Raw genomic sequence first — 14,229 nt, 5'->3', positions numbered from 1 at the left:
GCCTCAAGCGACCACATTGACGATCCTGTTCGGGACGACGATCACCTTCTTCGGCAGCTTGCCATCGAGCGCCTTTTGTACCGCATCGAGCGCCAGAGCGGCAGCCTCCACCTCCGCTTTTCCGGCGGTCCGTGGCACGGTGACATCACCCCGCTTCTTGCCGTTGACCTGCACCGGTAGGGTGATGGTGTCCTCGACCAGAAGATCGGCCTCGACCTCCGGCCACGCCGCCTCGGCCACCAGTCCGGGCTGGCCCAGCACCTCCCAGCACTCCTCGGCGAGGTGCGGCATCATCGGGTGAAAGAGCTGCACGAGGATTTCGGCGCATTCCCGCACCGCCCAGCGATAGTCCTGGTCCGGGCTCGCGCCGGCCGCCGCCAGCGAGGCCTGCACCGCGTTGGCGAGCTCGTAGATATGGGCGACGCAGCGGTTGAACCGCAGTTTTTCGATATCGTCCGAGACCCGCGAAAGGGCCTGGTGGGTGGCCTTGCGCAGCGCCAAGGCCGGCTCGCCGAAAAAGGCCGGGCGCGGCAGGTCGCCCGCCGATGCCACCTCGGCCGCCTCGTTGACGATCCGCCACAGGCGCTGAACAAAAGTCCAGCGGGCCTGCACGCCCTCCTCGGTCCATTCGATGTCGCGCTCGGGGGGCGAGTCCGACAGCATGAACCAGCGGGCGACGTCCGCCCCGTAGGTCTTGATGATCTCGTCCGGGTCGATGGTGTTCTTCTTCGACTTGGACATCTTCTCCACCGGCCCGATCTCGACCGGTGTGCCGTCGGAAAGCTTTGCGGTGCGCTTGCCCTCGACCGTCTCGATGGTCACCTCGGCCGGCATCACCCAGTGGCCGTCGGTGCCCTTGTAAGTCTCGTGCACCACCATGCCTTGCGTGAACAGGCCGGCGAACGGCTCCTCGATGCCGACATGGCCGGTCGCCTTCATCGCGCGGGTGAAGAAGCGCGAATAGAGAAGGTGCAGGATCGCGTGCTCGATGCCGCCAATATACTGGTCGACCGGCAGCCACGAGTCGGCCGCCGGCCGGTCGGTCGGCGCGGTCTCGATCCACGGGTCGGTGAAGCGCACGAAGTACCACGACGAGTCGACGAAGGTGTCCATCGTGTCGGTCTCGCGGACCGCCTTGCCGCCGCATTTCGGGCAGGTCGTGTGCTTCCAGGTCGGATGGCGGTCGAGCGGATTGCCGGGCCGATCGAAGGTGATGTCGTCCGGCAGCGTCACCGGCAGATCGGCGGCCGGCACCGGCTGCACGCCGCAGGTTCGGCAGTGCACCACCGGGATCGGACAGCCCCAGTAGCGCTGCCGCGAAATACCCCAGTCGCGCAGGCGATACATCACCTCGCGGCGGCCGACCGGCGCGTTGCCCCGCACCGTGCCTTCCAGCCGCTTCGCCACTTCCTCTTGCGCCTCGGCGAACGTCATGCCGTCGAGGAAGCGGGAATTGATCATCCGGCCGTCGCCGACGAAAGCCTCGTCGCCGACCACGAACATCTTCGGGTCCTGCCCCTCGGGGCACACCACGGGCGTGTTGCCGAGCCCGTACTTGTTGACGAAATCGAGGTCGCGCTGGTCGTGCGCCGGGCAGCCGAAGATGGCGCCGGTGCCGTACTCCATCAGCACGAAGTTGGCGACATAGACCGGCAGCCGCCAGCTCGGGTCGAACGGATGGATCGCCCGGATGCCGGTGTCGAAGCCGCGCTTCTCGGCCTTGTCGATCGCCTCCTGCGCGGTGCCGACCTTCTTGCACTCGGCGATGAACGCCTTCAGCGCCGGGTTCTTCTCGGCCGCCGCCTTGGCGAGCGGATGGTCCGGCGACAGGCCCATGAACTTCGCGCCGAACAGCGTGTCGTGCCGGGTGGTGAAGATCTCGAGCTCGCTCTCGCCGTTCGGCGTGGTCGCCGGATCGAGCGCGAAGCGCACGTGCAGGCCTTCCGAGCGGCCGATCCAGTTCTTCTGCATCAGCCGGACCTTTTCCGGCCAGCGGTCGAGCGTATCGAGCGCCGAGAGAAGCTCCTGCGAATACTTGGTGATCTTGAAGAACCACTGGGTCAGCTCGCGCTGCTCGACCAGCGCACCGGAGCGCCAGCCGCGGCCGTCGATCACCTGCTCGTTCGCCAGCACCGTCTGGTCGACCGGATCCCAGTTCACCTTCGACTGCTTGCGCTCGACGAGCCCCGCCGCGAGGAAGTCGAGGAACATGCGCTGCTGGTGCTTGTAATAGCTCGGGTCACAGGTCGCGACCTCGCGCGCCCAGTCGAGCGACAGCCCCATCGATTTGAGCTGCGCCTTCATCGCCGCGATGTTGGCATAGGTCCATTCGCGCGGATGCACCTTGTTGGCCATCGCCGCGTTCTCGGCCGGCATGCCGAACGCGTCCCAGCCCATCGGATGCAGCACCCGGAACCCTTTGGCGCGCTTGTAGCGGGCCACCACGTCGCCCATCGTGTAGTTGCGCACGTGGCCCATGTGGATGCGGCCCGACGGGTACGGGAACATCTCGAGCACGTAGTATTTCGGGCGCGGATCGTCGTTCTTCGAGGCGAAGATGCCCTTCTCGTCCCACACCTGTTGCCAGCGCGGCTCGGCGACACGGGCGTTGTAGCGTTCTGCGGTCATTTCTGTCGGCTTCGGTTGCGCGATGTTGCGCCCGTTGGACATCAAAGTGCCGCCGGGGTCAACGATTGCGCGCCGATCGGGGTTTTTGGGGCCTTTTCAGGCGCGAGGCGCGCTCGACGGCACCGTCACCCGGGCGCGCCAAATTTCGGCGTCGGGGGTCTCGCACAGCTCGCCGAGCAGCGGCCAGGCCTCGTCCAGCCGGGCGACGGCCGCCTCCGACATCGGCTCGCCGAGGCCGAACGTCTCACCGCGCACGCAGAAGACGAAGGCGGGCGGTGGCGCGCGGCCGACCACGGTCTCGAACACCGCGAGCAGGCCGGAGGGCTCCATCGCGTGGGTCGAGGCGCTGCCGGTGTCCTTGTGCGGAAAAACCTCGGTGAAGGAGATCGGCGGCAGGTCGCCGGTGCCGGCATCGAGAAACAGCACCAGCGCCGCTTCCTCCATGTCGAGCACGTGCTCCACCTGGAACTGGAAGTCCTCCACCGTCGGCAGCTCGGGAAACGCTTTTGCGATGCGCGCGAGCAGCGCCGGGCCGATGGCGTCGTCGCCGCGGCTCGGATTGCCGCAGGCGAGCACCACGAGGGGAGTCACGACCGCCCCCGGCCGGCCGATGGCCACGCATCCGCGACCGGCGCGCGCGATGCCGAGGCGCGGCCGCCCCTTGCTCCGCTCGTCCCCGCGAAGGCGCTATGGGATACACACAAGAAAAAAATGCCAAACGTTTCAGTTGGAACTACGCGGCTCGAAAAGCTCTCCGCCGTCATCGCCGGGCTTCGACCCGGCGATCCATCGAACCGAAAACAAGGACGCTTTTTGATTTCGATGGATGCGGGGGTCGGAGCCCGCGCATGACGGATGCATGCATCCGAAGTCGCCCCCCTCATCCGCACGACACCGCGTCGGAATCCTTGCGCACCTTGTGCACCAGCGCGCCGTCGGGATCGCGCAGCTCGACCTCGAGCGGCATCTGGCCGAGCGCGTGGGTGGCGCAGGAGAGGCACGGATCGTAGGCGCGGATCGCCACCTCGATGCGGTTGAGCAAACCCTCGGTGATGGTGCGGCCGGACAGATGATGGCGGGCGACGTGACGCACCGCCTCGTTCATCGCCTGATTGTTGTTGGTGGTCGAGACGATCAGGTTGCAGTAGTCGACCAGTCCCTCCTCGTCGACGCGGTAGTGATGGAACAGCGTGCCGCGCGGCGCCTCGATCGCACCCACCGCTTCGCGGCGGCGCGGCCCGAAATCAGCGAGGAGATCGGTGCCGGTGATGTCGGGATCGTCGAGCAGATCACGAATCACCTCGGCGGCGTGCAACAGCTCGATCAGCCGGGCGACGTGATACTGCAGCGCGCCGTGCACCGGCCGGCCGTTGCTCGCCTGCATCATCTCGTGACGCTCCTCCTCCGCGAACGGAGTCGAGAGGCGATCGGCGGTCTGCACGCGGGCGAGCGGCCCGACCTTGTACCAGCCCTTCTCCGGCCCGAGCGAGCACAGATAGGGGAACTTCATGTAGGTCCAGGGCTTCACCTCCTCGCCGATCACCTGGTCGTAGGTCGCGTAATCGACGTGATCGAGCAGGATGCGCCCTTCTGCGTTTTTGACACGCAGGCCGCCGTGATAGAGATCGAGCCGGCCTTCGTCGTCGACGATCGACATCATGTTGGAGTCGACCATGCCGAACCGGTCGTAGAATTCGGGGTTGGTGGCGAACAGCTTCTTGGTGAGCTGCACCGCCTTGCGCGCCCAGGCGATCACCTGATCGACCTCACAACGCATCTCGTCGCGCTCGGAGATCGTCAGCGCCTTGTTCATGCCGCCGGGGATCGCGCCGGTGCCGTGAATGCGCTTGCCGGAGGTGTGGCGGATCACCTCCTGGCCGAACTTTCTCAGAAGCACGCCCTGGCGGGCGAGCTCGGGATGCTCGGCGACCACGCCGATGATGTTGCGCTTCGTCACGTCGCTGTCGAAGCCGAGCAGGAGGTCGGGCGACGACAGATGGAAGAAGTGCAGCGCGTGCGACTGCAGGATCTGACCGTAATGCATCAGCCGCCGCAGCTTCTCCGCGGTCGGCGGGATCGCCTTGGCGCCGGCGATGATGTCCATCGCCTTGACGGCGGCGAGGTGATGGCTGACCGGGCAGATGCCGCACAGCCGCTGCACCGTGACCGGCACCTCCCAATAGGGCCGGCCCTCGATGAAGATCTCGAAGCCGCGGAACTCGACGATGTGCAGGCGCACCTGATGCACCTGATTGTCGTCGTCGAGCAGGATGGTGACCTTGCCGTGACCCTCGACCCGGGTGACCGGATCGATCGAGATGCGGCGATATTTTTGCGGAACCGCGACGGTTTCGAGAGACGACATGACGATGCACCGATTCAGTCGAAGCGGATGAGCTTGTCTTCGAGGCGGAGCATGTGGCCGACGATCAGGTCGGACAGAAGCTTCCAGATCGCCTGCTCTGGCGGCGGACAGCCGGGCACGAAGTAGTCGACCCGCACGACCTCGTTGATCGGAAACACCGAGTCGAGCAGCAGCGGCAGCTCGGGATCGTTCGGCACCGCGCCGCCGTTGCCGCGGCCGGCATAGACGCGCGTCAGGCAGTCGTCGAGATCGACCCGGTTGCGCAGCGCCGGCAGGCCGCCGGTCACCGCGCACGCGCCGAGCGCGACCAGCACCTTGCAGTTCCTGCGAAACTCGCGCAGCACATGGACGTTCTCGGCGTTGCACACCGCGCCCTCGATGATGCCGATGTCGCACGGCCCGCAATGCTTGAGGTCGGTCAGCGGGCAGCGGTCGAAATCGACGTGCTCGGCGAGCTGGATGATGCGCTCGTCGATGTCGAGGAACGACATGTGGCAGCCACAGCAGCCGCCGAGCGAGGTGGTGGCGACGCGCAGCTTGCGCACCGCGCTGCGGGTGTCGACGTCGGCGATCGCGTTCATGGCTCGGCTCCCGTGTCGGCGAGACCGACGACCTTCTCGCGGATCGATTCCTTGTCGTAGACGCGCTCGCCGATCGGCACCGCGAAGCCCTTGCCCTTCGGCAGGATGGCGCCGACCGGGCAAACGCTCGCCGCCTTGTCGGTGGCCGCGAACGTGCTGTCGCCGAGCTTGCCGGATTTGGAATCGACCACGAGATGCGAGTCGAGCCCGCGGCCGGCCAGCGCGAACACGTTCTTGCCGTCGACGTCACGCGATGCCCGCACGCACAGCTCGCACATGATGCAGCGGTTGAGATCGAGCACCGCGTCCGGATGCGAGGCGTCGACCGGCCGCTTCGGGAAGAAGTGGGCAAAATGCGGGTTGAGCATCTCGAGGTCGTAGGCGAGCGCCTGGAGCTGACAGTTGCCGGATTTTTCGCAGCCCGGGCAGAAGTGATTGCCCTCGACGAACAGCATCTGCAGGAGGAGCCGCCGGTGGCTGTTGAGCTCCGGCTTGTCGCTGTAGACGTCCTGGCCCGGCATCGCCCGCGTGGTGCAGGCCGCCGTGGTGCGGCCGTTCACCACCACGGTGCACAGCTTGCAGCTGCCGTGCGGCCGGAACTCCGGATGGAAGCACAGATGCGGGATGAAGATGCCGGCCTTCAGCGCCGCCTGCAGAATCGTCTCGCCCGGCGTGAAGCGCACCTGCTGGCCGTCGATCGTGAAGGAATACTCGATGTCGCTCATTGGTCGATGTCCACCCGCGTCGAGAGCCGTGCGCCGGAATCGTCGCGCCCGGTGATCGCCCGCGCCTTGCCGAGCGCCGCGTCGAGATCGAAGGCCGGCTCGAAGTCGATCGGGCGCAGCCGCCGCTCGTAGTCGCCGCGGAACTTTTGGATGGTGTCGGTCAGCGCGTTGCACGAGGCTTGGCCGAGTCCGCACTGGCTGGCGCTCCTGATCACTTGCGACAGGAAGGCGAGCTCGTTCATCTCGTACTCGGTGCCGTGGCCGTCGCCGATCTTGTCGAGGATCGACGCGACCAGCGAGGTGCCGACCCGGCACGGCGTGCAGAAGCCGCAGCTCTCGTGCGCGAAGAAATGCGCGAAATTCTGCGCCATCTCGAACAGGTCGCGGCCCTTGCCGAACACCATGAAGGAGCCGGCGGTCGGCACGTCCTCGAAGGCGATGCGGCGGCCGAACTCGCGGCGCGTCAGGCAGGTGCCGGAGGCGCCCGAGATCTGCACCGCGCGCGGCTCGATCGCGCCGGCGTCCTCAAGCACCTGGGCGACGCGCACGCCGAACGGATACTCGTAGAGGCCGGGCCGCTCGACGTCGCCCGACACCGAGAGGATCTTCGTGCCGGTCGACTGGCGGGTGCCCTGGCCCTTGTACCAGGCGCCGCCGCGCAGCATCACCTCCACCACCTTGCACAGCGTCTCGACATTGTTGACGACGGTCGGCTGGTCGCGATAGCCGCGCGACACCGGGAACGGCGGGCGGATGCGCGGCCGCCCCGGCTTGCCCTCGAGCGATTCGATCAGCGCGGTCTCCTCGCCGCACACATAGGCGCCGGCGCCGACGTGAACATCGATCTCGAAGTCGAAGCCCTCGACCCCGCAAATGTCCTCGCCGAGCAGGTTGCGGCGGCGCAGATCGGCGAGCGTCGCCTCGAGCGAGGGCAGCAGATACGTGTACTCGCCGCGCAGATAGAGGAAGCCGCGCTTCGCGCCGATCGTGTAGGCGGCGATGATCATCCCCTCGAAGATCGAGCCGGCATAGGACTGCAGCAGGACACGGTCCTTGAAGGTGCCGGGCTCGCCCTCGTCGGCGTTGCACACCACCCAGCGCGCCTCCGCCGGCGTTTTGCGCGCGGCTTCCCATTTGATGCCGGTGGTGAAGCCGGCGCCGCCGCGGCCACGCAGGTTCGATTGCTTCAGCTCGGCGAGCACGCCGTGCGGGCCGCGCTCGATCGCGGTCTGGAGCGCTGCGCCCGGCACCCATTCGGTGTTAAGCAGAAGATCGGCGCGGCGGATGTTGTCCTCGACCTTGAAGTAGGCCGCCGGCCACGCCGACACCGGCACCTGCGCGCGAATGAGGCCGATGATCTCGTCGATCCGCTCGGGCGTCAGCCGCGTCACCGCGCGGTTGTTGACCAGGAGCGCCGGCCCCTGGTCGCACATCCCGGTGCAGGAGGTGAGCGCGACCGACACCAGCCCGTCGGCCGACACCTCGCCCGGCTCCAGCTTCAGCCGGTTCAGCATGTGCCGGTACAGCGCCATCGAGCCGAGCATGCGGTCGGTGATGTTGTCGGAGAACAGGATCCGATAGCGCCCGCGCGGCTCGTCGTAGAGGAACGAGTAGAAGGCGAGCGTGCTCTTCACGCGCGTGATCGGGATCTCGAGCTTCGCGGCGAGCTGCTGCACGGTGCGCGGCGAGATGTAGTCCAGCCGGTCCTGCAGCTCGCGGAGGATCTGCACCAGACAGGCGGGGTCGCGCTGATGACGGAGGAGGATGGATTCCACGGCCTGATCGAGTGGGAGGCCGTCGTCGCCGACCGACTGACTCATGTCACGGCTCTTTGCTCTCTTCACGAACGTCACCTTCGTGAGAACGTATCTGCGTCGTGAGAACCTATCTGCAAGAAATAGAATGCTTCCACGTCGGCGCCGAGGCAAGGCCCGATATGCGGCAGCGACGCCGCTCGACCGGGCGTTGCGTGCCTGCGCCGTCGACGGACGTGACTGTCGAATGTGCACAGAAGGGCTGGCGCGATTCGTGCTTCGTGGCGCGAACGTTTGGTGTGCGGGAACAACGGATGCCGCGCGGCACGCACGGCGGCGTCGCCGCAGCCATGCGCTGCACGATGTACCGGAGCGAGCCCTTCTCATTTGGAATGGTGATCATTCCATAGCGGCCGGGCCGGTTCGCGCCGCGGTTGGTCTCCTGCATTGCAGCAGGGTGCGGAAGCCCTTGCGCCGCAGCGGTTTCCGATTATGAGAATGCCGCTCGTCGTGATGAGGTCGTGATCAGATCGCGGACGCGACGTCCGCACTGGCGGCATGGCGCGTTCCGCGCAGCGTTGCGGCCTGCGGGTGCGCGGCACGCGCAGGGCGGATCGTTTCACGAGGACGTCGCGCGCGAAAAAATCAGGCGCCGATCGCGAAGAGGTGGCGCTCGTCGGTCGCCACCATGTTGCGGCCGCGGTTCTTGGCCGCATAGAGCGCGGCGTCGGCCGCCTCGATCAGCTCGTCGGGGGTCGATCCCGAGCCGGGCTTGCGCGCGGCGACGCCGACGCTGACGGTGAGGAAGCCGAGCGGCGCGCCCTCGTTCTTCATGCGCAGCGCGATCACCGCGAGCCGCAGCCGCTCGGCGACGTCGCGCGCCGCCGCCGTGTCGGCGCTCGGCAACAGAAGCACGAACTCCTCGCCGCCCCAGCGCGCGGCGACGTCGGACGGGCCGGCGGCGGCCGCCGACAGCACCCGGCCGATCTGGCGCAGGCAGCCGTCGCCGCGCACGTGGCCGTAACGATCGTTGAACAGCTTGAAATGGTCGACGTCGATCACCAGCAGGCCGAGCGACTGGCCGCGCGCGGCGGCGGCGGTCCAGGCGGCGGCGAGCCGGGCGTCGAAGCAGCGGCGGTTGGCGAGGCCGGACAGCGCATCGATCGAGGCGAGCGCCTCGAGATGGGCATTGGTCGAGCGCAGCTCGCGCTCGCGCTCGGAGAGCCGGCACGCCATGTCGGTCAGCGCGGTGGCGAGCGGGGTGAACTCCGAGGCCCAGCGCTCCACCTCGGGCCGGGCGGTCAGGTCGCCCTGGCCGATCCGGGTGGCGGTGCGGGCGAGCGCGCGGATCGGCTCGACGACCAGATGTTCGCCGATCAGCCAGGCGGCCATCATCGTCACCACGACGAAGAAGGCGAGGTGGAGATAGGCGATCTCGGTCTCGTGCGAGATCCGCTCGAGCACGGCGCGCTCGTCGACCCCGACCACCAGCGTCGCGTCGATGCCGGGCAGCCGGGCGAAGCCGTAGATGCGGCGGGCGCCGTCGAACCCCGCTTGCGACACCGTGCCCTCCGGCTCGGACAGCACCGCCCGCACCAGCGGGCGGTCGGCGGCGGCGAGGTCGCCGATGCGGCGGTTGCCCTCGACGCCGGCCAGCAGCCGGCCGCTGCCGTCGATCAGGTAGGCGGCGGCGCCCGGCCGGTCCTGCACGCCGACCCCGACATGGGCGAGCCAATGCAGCTCGACCGGGGTGAGCAGCACCGGCGGCGCCGCGCCGCCCGACGCGGGCGCCGGATAGGCGACCAGCACCGCCGAGGTGCCGTAGGTGCGCTCGACCAGATAGTCGCCGAGCACCAGCCCGCCGCTCGCGCGGGCGCGGGCGACGTAGTCACGGTCCGACAGGTCGAGGCCGATCGCCTGCGGCCGCGTCGAGCAGCCGATCCGGTCGTCCGACCCGACGATCGACAGGCCGGCGACCCGCGGCAGGCCGTCGACGAAGCGGGTGAGGAAGGCGCGGCAGTCGGCCCGCTCGGCGCCGAGCGAGGCATAGGCCTCGGCGAGAACCTTGAGGATGCCGCGGGTCGATTCGACGGAGGCGACCTGGGCGTCGCGGGCGCGGCGGGCGAGGTCGAGCATTTCCGCACGCGTCTCGGTGAGGCGCTCGGAACGGCTGGTCTCGAGCAGCCGCACCCGGTCGGCGAGCAACGGCGCGACGGCCAGCAGCGCCAGCAGCATCAGGCGGGAGCGGATGCTCGGCTTGCCCCGCGGGCGGTCTCGCATGCTATGAGACGGTTCTCGTGCGTTCGACATCGATGTCCCCGGCCCCTCCGAGAGGGTATCGCGCTGGGGGTAAAGGCGCGCTTCCGCCGGTCGTTAGAATGTGAGCTTTTCCGCCATGCCGGATTCTCCGAAGCCTTCGTCTTCCACCGCACCGACCGATGTCGACGGCCCGGCCGGCCGGCTCGCCGCGGTGCGCCGGGAGATCGCCGAGGCCTGCCGCGAGGCCGGCCGCGACCCCGCCTCGGTCACCCTGGTGGCGGTGAGCAAGACCTTCGAGGCGGCGGCGATCGAGCCGGTGATCGGCGCCGGCCAGCGGATCTTCGGCGAGAACCGGGTGCAGGAGGCGAAGGCCAAATGGGGGCCGCTGGCCGCCCGCCATCCGGGCGTCGCGCTGCATTTCATCGGGCCGTTGCAGTCGAACAAGGCGCGCGAGGCGGTCGAGCTGTTCGACGCGATCCATTCGGTCGACCGCCCGAGCCTGTGCGTCGCGCTCGCCAAGGAGGTGGAGCGGCAGGGCCGCCGGCCGCTCCTGTTCGTCGAGATCAACACCGGAGCGGAGCCGCAGAAGGCGGGCATTCTGCCGGAGGAGGCCGACGCCTTCCTCGAAGCGTGCCGCACCGGCTACGGGCTGTCGATCGGCGGGCTGATGTGCATCCCGCCGTTCGACGAGCCGCCGGCCCCGCATTTCGCCCTCACCGCGAAGATCGCCGCCCGCAACGGGCTCGAGCTCCTGTCGATGGGCATGAGCGACGATTTCGCCACCGCCATCCGGTTCGGCGCGACGCACGTGCGGGTCGGCACGGCGATCTTCGGCAGCCGGCCGAAGGCGACGGCCGGCCAATGACCGTCGGCGGACGACCGTCAGCGGATCACGATCCGGGTGCCGCGTCCGAGCCTTTCCACCAGCCGGCGTAGGGCGGCGGGGGCGAGCGCGACGCATCCTGCGGTCGGCGCAAAACCCGGGCGAGCGACGTGCACGAACACCGCGCTGCCACGCCCGGCGATCCGCGGCCGGGCATTGTGGTCGATCTCCACCAAAAGGTCGTACAGCCCGTCGGCGCGCCACAGGCGGTCGCCGGCCTCGCCCTCGTGCAGGCGGAACGGTGTGTTGTAGCGCCGGTCGGCCGGGTCCTCGCACCAGGCGAGGTCGGGCGTGATCGGCACCACCGGCAGGCGGGTGCGCGGACGCGCGCCGCGGTCCGGCCGCCACCACACCCGCACCGGGCGAAACGTGCCGCGCGGCGTCGCGCCGTCGCCCTCGCGCTTGTCGGCGCGGATGCCGGCGCGGCCCAGTGCAACCGGTGCCTGCATACGCCCGCCCTGCAGCCGGCCGTGGGTCGGTGCGGCGGGCCGGGCGACCACCACGATTCGTGGAAAGGTCGTCCGCCGAACCGGCGGCGTGGCGCGATGAAGCAGGGAATTCAAGGGTCTGGCCCGATAAACCGGCGTTCTGGTGCTTGCTCTTTTGTCCCCGAATGCTCTACTTCGCGCAATGCCGTGTTTTGGGTGCGTTGCGCCAGGGGCCCCGAAGCCATGCCGAATGCCCGGAAGATCCTGATCGTCGACGACGAGGCCGAGCTGCGGGAGGCGCTGGTCGAGCAGTTGTCGTTGCACGACGAGTTCGAGCCGGTCGCGGTCGACACCGGGGCGAAGTGCGTCCAGACCGCCAAGGCCGAGCCGTTCGACCTGGTGATCATGGATGTCGGCCTGCCCGACATCGACGGCCGCGAGGCGGTGCGGATTCTCCGCAAGAACGGCTTCAAGGCGCCGATCATCATGCTGACCGGCCACGACACCGATTCCGACACCATTCTCGGGCTGGAATCGGGGGCGAACGACTACGTGCCGAAGCCGTTCCGCTTCGCCGTGCTGCTCGCCCGCATCCGCGCCCAGCTGCGCCAGCACGAGGCGAGCGAGGACGCGGTGTTCGCGATCGGCCCCTACACGTTCCGGCCGAGCTCCAAGCTTCTGGTCGGGCCGAAGGGCAACAAGGTGCGGCTGACCGAGAAGGAGACGGCGATCCTGCGCTTCCTCTACCGCGCCGGGCAGAAGCCGGTGGCGCGCGAGGTGCTGTTGCAGGAGGTCTGGGGTTACAATTCAGGCGTCACCACGCATACTCTCGAGACGCACATTTATCGGTTGCGCCAAAAAGTGGAGCGCGACGCGGCCAGCCCGGCCATTCTGGTGACCGAGGCGGGCGGCTACAAGCTGGTGCCGTGACGCCCGCGGGGGCGGCGGCACCCTCCCGAAACCCGTGGCACGGCCGAATGGGGGCGGCCGGCCGAACCCGACGGAGACCGCACCCTCGCGCCGCATCCGGCCCGGACCCTTCGTCGCCCGCATGAGCATCGAAGACGATATCGGCTTCCTCGAAAGCGTGCCGACGTTCCGCCTGCTCGGGCCGAACGCGCTGCGCATTCTCGCGATCGGCTGCGAGAGCCGGGCGGTGGCCGACGGCGAGGTTCTGTTCCGGGCGGGCGAGCCGGCGGACTGCGGTTTCGTCGTGCAGGAGGGCGCGTTCCGGCTCGATCCGGAGCGCGCGGGCAGCGGCGGCGGCGGGGCCGGCGGCACCACGGTCGGGCCCGGCGTGCTGCTCGGCGAGATGGCGCTCTTGATCGACACCGTGCGGCCGGTGACCGCGGTCGCCGCCGGGCCGTCGGCGGTGATGCGCATCCCGCGCCAGCTGTTTCTGAAGATGCTCGAAGGATTCCCGGACGCCGCCTACCGGCTGCGCGATCATCTCGCGAGCCGCGCCCTCGAGACCGCCGAGGAGATCGCGACCGTGCGCGCCTCGCTCGAGCCCGGGCGACGGAGCTGACGCCGGGCCGATGCGCCCGCTTCCGGCGTCCCCGGTATCAGCGCCCGGTGAGGCTGCGCCAGGCGCCGCGCAGATAGCCGGAGAAGGCGAGGCCGGCGATGACGATCGCGATCACCGGCACCCAGAACAGCACGAAGCCGAGGGCGACGAACAGGATGGCGGCGGCGATCAGGCCGATCACCACCACGCCGAGGGCGATCGAGAACGGTCCCGGCGGCTTGAAGGTCGCGTAGCGGGTGCGCCCCTCGCGGTCCACGGTGACGAACACGGTCTCGCCGCGCGCGTGGCCGCCGAACGGATTTTCGGCGCGACCGCGCGGCTCTGCGCCGGGCGGAAGAATCTCCGGCTCGCTGCGCGGGGTTTCGGGACGGTCGGTCGGATGCTGTGTCATGCCGCTCATGTGGGAGGGCGGCGGGCCGCCGCCAGTGGCGAAACGTCGCGTGCCGGTATGATACGGATGGGGCGGTTCGATGGCGCCGCCGAGCGACGGGGTGCCGACTGCTGCGGGAGTGTTTTCGAGATGTCGTCGTGCGTCGATGCGAGCATCTGGCGGCCGATGGCGGCGGACGACCTCGCCGCGGTGACGGCGGTCGCCGCCGCCGTCCATGCCGCCTATCCGGAGGACGCGAGCGTCTTCGCCGAACGCATGACGCTCGCGCCGGACGGCTGCCGCGTGCTTTGGCGAGGCTCCCGCATCGTCGGCTACGTGCTGAGCCATCCCTGGACGGGTTTGCCGCCGGCGCTGAACACGCGGCTCGAAAAGCTCCCCGAGGCGCCGACCACCTGGTACCTGCACGACCTCGCGCTGCTGCCGGAAGTTCGCGGCACCGGCGCCGCCGGCACGGTGGTGCGGGACCTTTGCGCGCATGCCGCGTCGAAAAACTTCGCCACCATGACGCTGGTCGCGGTCGGCGGCTCGGCGCCGTTCTGGCACCGCCAGCTTTTTGTCACGGCGGCGGTTGGTGACGAAAAGCTGAGGCAAAAGCTCGCGAGCTACGACGAAGACGCCCGGCTGATGGTGCGGCGGCTGGCTTAGAGCCCGTTTGGAAACTCGGACGCGGGCTGCGTTGCGGCGCGA

Annotated in this window: 13 protein-coding genes; 4 read left to right on the top strand and 9 right to left on the bottom strand. The window is 68.8% G+C overall.

What is annotated here, in order from left to right; translation table 11 throughout:
- Positions 1 to 3: 3 nt before the first annotated feature.
- The 7 genes from leuS to A33M_RS04980 all read right to left on the bottom strand — a co-directional run bounded on the left by leuS (position 4) and on the right by A33M_RS04980 (position 10,333).
- Positions 4 to 2,628, bottom strand: a complete 2,625-nt coding sequence (leuS, locus tag A33M_RS05010; RefSeq protein ID WP_040619366.1) for a leucine--tRNA ligase — start codon at positions 2,626 to 2,628, stop codon at positions 4 to 6.
- 96 nt (positions 2,629 to 2,724) lie between these two features.
- Entirely contained in the window at positions 2,725 to 3,219 is a 495-nt protein-coding gene (locus tag A33M_RS05005) for a hydrogenase maturation protease (protein WP_040619389.1), read from the bottom strand.
- 289 nt (positions 3,220 to 3,508) lie between these two features.
- Positions 3,509 to 4,993 carry a Ni/Fe hydrogenase subunit alpha gene (locus A33M_RS05000; protein WP_008384205.1) on the bottom strand — a complete coding sequence of 495 codons (1,485 nt, stop codon included), beginning with the start codon at positions 4,991 to 4,993 and terminating at the stop codon, positions 3,509 to 3,511.
- Between the two features lie 14 nt (positions 4,994 to 5,007).
- Positions 5,008 to 5,574, bottom strand: a complete 567-nt coding sequence (locus A33M_RS04995) for an NADP oxidoreductase (RefSeq protein WP_008384204.1) — start codon at positions 5,572 to 5,574, stop codon at positions 5,008 to 5,010.
- On the bottom strand, positions 5,571 to 6,299 hold the full coding sequence (locus tag A33M_RS04990) for a 2Fe-2S iron-sulfur cluster-binding protein (protein ID WP_008384203.1): 729 nt from the start codon (positions 6,297 to 6,299) through the stop codon (positions 5,571 to 5,573). Before A33M_RS04990 ends, A33M_RS04995 begins: the two co-directional genes overlap by 4 nt.
- A complete protein-coding gene (locus tag A33M_RS04985; RefSeq protein WP_052026851.1) occupies positions 6,296 to 8,119 on the bottom strand; it encodes an NAD(P)H-dependent oxidoreductase subunit E in 1,824 nt (607 codons plus the stop codon). The genes A33M_RS04990 and A33M_RS04985 overlap by 4 nt, the downstream gene beginning before the upstream one ends.
- 579 nt (positions 8,120 to 8,698) lie before the next feature.
- Positions 8,699 to 10,333 (bottom strand): sensor domain-containing diguanylate cyclase, encoded by a 1,635-nt coding sequence (locus tag A33M_RS04980; protein ID WP_008384200.1) that lies wholly within the window; start codon positions 10,331 to 10,333, stop codon positions 8,699 to 8,701.
- Positions 10,334 to 10,448: 115 nt separating this feature from the next.
- Here A33M_RS04980 and A33M_RS04975 point away from each other — a divergent pair, with 115 nt between their 5' ends.
- Entirely contained in the window at positions 10,449 to 11,177 is a 729-nt protein-coding gene (locus A33M_RS04975; protein ID WP_040619365.1) for a YggS family pyridoxal phosphate-dependent enzyme, read from the top strand.
- Between the two features lie 17 nt (positions 11,178 to 11,194).
- Here A33M_RS04975 and A33M_RS04970 read toward each other — a convergent pair whose 3' ends face one another.
- On the bottom strand, positions 11,195 to 11,758 hold the full coding sequence (locus tag A33M_RS04970; protein ID WP_202801795.1) for a L,D-transpeptidase family protein: 564 nt from the start codon (positions 11,756 to 11,758) through the stop codon (positions 11,195 to 11,197).
- Between the two features lie 108 nt (positions 11,759 to 11,866).
- On the opposite strand from A33M_RS04970, the gene A33M_RS04965 reads away from it, so the two are divergent.
- Both A33M_RS04965 and A33M_RS04960 read left to right on the top strand, forming a co-directional pair.
- A complete protein-coding gene (locus A33M_RS04965) occupies positions 11,867 to 12,553 on the top strand; it encodes a response regulator transcription factor (protein ID WP_008384197.1) in 687 nt (228 codons plus the stop codon).
- Between the two features lie 121 nt (positions 12,554 to 12,674).
- A complete protein-coding gene (locus A33M_RS04960) occupies positions 12,675 to 13,151 on the top strand; it encodes a cyclic nucleotide-binding domain-containing protein (protein ID WP_040619382.1) in 477 nt (158 codons plus the stop codon).
- 37 nt (positions 13,152 to 13,188) lie between these two features.
- Here the strand turns inward: A33M_RS04960 and A33M_RS22180 are convergent, their stop codons facing one another.
- On the bottom strand, positions 13,189 to 13,542 hold the full coding sequence (locus A33M_RS22180; protein ID WP_157223336.1) for a hypothetical protein: 354 nt from the start codon (positions 13,540 to 13,542) through the stop codon (positions 13,189 to 13,191).
- A 129-nt stretch (positions 13,543 to 13,671) separates the two neighbouring features.
- On the opposite strand from A33M_RS22180, the gene A33M_RS04950 reads away from it, so the two are divergent.
- Positions 13,672 to 14,187: a GNAT family N-acetyltransferase gene (locus tag A33M_RS04950; RefSeq protein ID WP_040619379.1), complete on the top strand. Its 516-nt coding sequence runs from the start codon at positions 13,672 to 13,674 to the stop codon at positions 14,185 to 14,187.
- Positions 14,188 to 14,229 lie beyond the last annotated feature (42 nt).

The sequence above is a fragment of the Rhodovulum sp. PH10 genome (genome assembly GCF_000293785.1).
Taxonomy (GTDB): domain Bacteria; phylum Pseudomonadota; class Alphaproteobacteria; order Rhizobiales; family Xanthobacteraceae; genus Rhodoplanes.
The sequence above is the reverse complement of the archived record's forward strand: the minus strand, read 5'-3'. Positions and strand labels throughout refer to the sequence as shown.